Origin of the sequence: Epilithonimonas hispanica (assembly GCF_003385395.1) — a bacterium.
Taxonomy (GTDB): domain Bacteria; phylum Bacteroidota; class Bacteroidia; order Flavobacteriales; family Weeksellaceae; genus Epilithonimonas; species Epilithonimonas hispanica.
In genome coordinates this window covers 1-2,359 of the sequence record NZ_QNUG01000095.1, presented here as the reverse complement: position 1 = coordinate 2,359, position 2,359 = coordinate 1, and the positions used below count along the sequence as shown (strand labels likewise).

The 2,359-nt window shown below is 31.5% G+C and carries 4 protein-coding genes; all 4 read left to right on the top strand.

What is annotated here, in order from left to right:
- Positions 1 to 533: 533 nt before the first annotated feature.
- The 4 genes from DRF58_RS17895 to DRF58_RS17880 all read left to right on the top strand — a co-directional run bounded on the left by DRF58_RS17895 (position 534) and on the right by DRF58_RS17880 (position 2,263).
- Positions 534 to 1,106 carry a recombinase family protein gene (locus DRF58_RS17895; RefSeq protein WP_116037304.1) on the top strand — a complete coding sequence of 191 codons (573 nt, stop codon included), beginning with the start codon at positions 534 to 536 and terminating at the stop codon, positions 1,104 to 1,106.
- Between the two features lies 1 nt (position 1,107).
- A complete protein-coding gene (locus tag DRF58_RS17890) occupies positions 1,108 to 1,434 on the top strand; it encodes a hypothetical protein (protein ID WP_116037302.1) in 327 nt (108 codons plus the stop codon).
- A gap of 104 nt (positions 1,435 to 1,538) precedes the next feature.
- Entirely contained in the window at positions 1,539 to 1,865 is a 327-nt protein-coding gene (locus DRF58_RS17885; RefSeq protein WP_123902445.1) for a Fic family protein, read from the top strand.
- Positions 1,866 to 1,891: 26 nt separating this feature from the next.
- A complete protein-coding gene (locus DRF58_RS17880) occupies positions 1,892 to 2,263 on the top strand; it encodes a hypothetical protein (RefSeq protein WP_116037299.1) in 372 nt (123 codons plus the stop codon).
- Positions 2,264 to 2,359: the final 96 nt, after the last annotated feature.

The following is a 2,359-nucleotide window of genomic DNA, read 5'->3' as shown; positions in this document are numbered from 1 at the left end:
CGGAATGACCTACATAGTTAGCGGAATGACCTACATAGTTAGCGGAATGACCTACATAGTTAGCGGAATGACCTACATAGTTAGCGGAATGACCTACATAGTTAACATGCTTTTTTAGGTTTTACCCCCGGAATGACCTACATAGTTAAATTGAAATCCCCGGAATGACCTACATAGTTAAAGCCGTTTTCCCCGGAATGACCTACATAGTTAGCCCGGAATGACCTACATAGTAGCATACTCTAAGCTCCCATGAATAAAGGCTTTGCGCAACCCTAAAAAACTATGTATTTAAAAACATTTGTTTATTTAAAAAACAAATGTTTTATAGTCGGAAAAAACATCCATTGTGGATAACTTTTTTTTGAAAAAAGAAAAAGTTGCGCTAAAAAGAAAAAAGTATAAAAAAACGGTCGGTTTACTGTAATAATAAGTATTTTCAAAAATCCAAAAATATTATTAATCTCAAGTACATTTTCGTTGTACATTATTTCAAATTACATTATATTCGTATTAAATGAGTAAAGTGTACTATGTTAATAGGATATGCAAGAGTAAGCAAGTTTGAACAAAATTTGGATTTACAAACTGATGCTTTGAAAAATATTGGAACTGAAAAAATCTTTATTGATAAAGTTAGTGGTGTTAAATCAGAAAAGCCACAACTTAATGAATTATTGAAATTTATTCGTAAAGGAGATATTTTAACAGTTTGGAGATTAGACAGAGTTGGAAGAAGTACCGTTGGGCTTATCAAGTTTGTAACTGAACTAAATGAAAGAGGAATTCATTTTAAATCTATTTCTGAAAATATTGATACAAGTTCTGCAAGTGGGAAAATGATTTTTCAAATATTTTGCGTTTTAGCTGAACACGAGAGGAATGTTTTAATAGAAAGAACAAACGCAGGATTGAAATCTGCTAGAGCAAGAGGAAAAAATGGCGGGAGACCAAAAGGAATGACTGAAAAATATCAAAAAATTGCGCCCTTGGTAAAAGCTTCGTATGAAAGTAAAGAACTTCCAGTTGAAGATATTATGAAAGCTTTTAAAATTGGAAGTAAAACAACCTTTTACAAAATAATTAATTTAAATAACGATAAATAAAATGGATATTTTTATTTTACTCGATAAATATAAATCTCAAAACATAGTTCTAAGCTTAGAACAAGAAAGAGAGCTACTAGCTAGATATATTCACTCTACAAATCAATTGGAGGGTAATAATTTAACTTTAGCTCAAACACAATCAATTATTGATAATGGCGAAGTATCTGGAGATAATATCAAAACCCGAGATATTTTGGAGCAAAAAGGAACTTATAAGGCACTAATCAGAATGCTCAAGGCTGTAAGAGAACAGGAACCGCTTTCAATAGAACTAATGAAAGAACTTAATTGGCTTACAGTGGGAACTTTATTCCAAGATGATTAATATCTTAGTTACAAAGATAAAGGTCAAAAAATAGGAGATTTTAAGGCTGTGAACAATAGATTCAAATTACAACTTCAAGTGGAAATACACAGAGAATAGAGCCTTTGAGTAATCCCGAAAATGTTAATCTCAATATGCAAATGTTATTTAGGCGTATTGAAATGAGTAAAACAAATGTGATTAAAAAATCTTCACTTTTAGCACAAGAAATTTGGCTTAATCAACCTTTTATTGATGGTAACAAAAGAACTGCTAGATTATTAATTAATTTTTTGACTATGAAAGAAGGATTTCCGCTTTTTACTTATGAAAATAAAGGTGCATTTTTTAATGATATGCTTGTTACCCAGTACACAGAGCGCAAAATAGGATTGATAGAAGATTTCATTACTGAATCATTGGAAAACAGAATTAATGAACTGTTAGATTAACTAAATAACCTCAAAAAACGATAAATATGGGAAAATATTTCTACGGTAGTCACAAAAGTAAAGAAATGGCAATGAAAATTGCGGATGATGCAGCTAATGCATATAGAAAAGGTAAATGTTATACACCATCATTTAGAATTCCTAATTCTTGTAATTTGAATGAATCAACAGGAATTTGGACTTGTGTAGCTCATGCGCATCATCATTGGGGCAGTTGTAATTCAAGAACTTTTACATCCACGCATCAACAAGGAACAGGAACAGAATGGGGACCTATATCTATTCCCATTCCTCTGTTAAATTCGGAAAATGAAGCAGATGAAAAGTTCGAAGATGAATACACTGATGCAAATCCAGAAGATTACTTTACAGAATTATCATCTGAGGATAATAAATAACCTGAGTTCGGGTTAAGCGAAGTTCAAAAATAATTGACCGTCATTTACTTTTTTCAAGTTGAGTGACGGTTTTTTTGGAAAGAAACAATAGGCTGT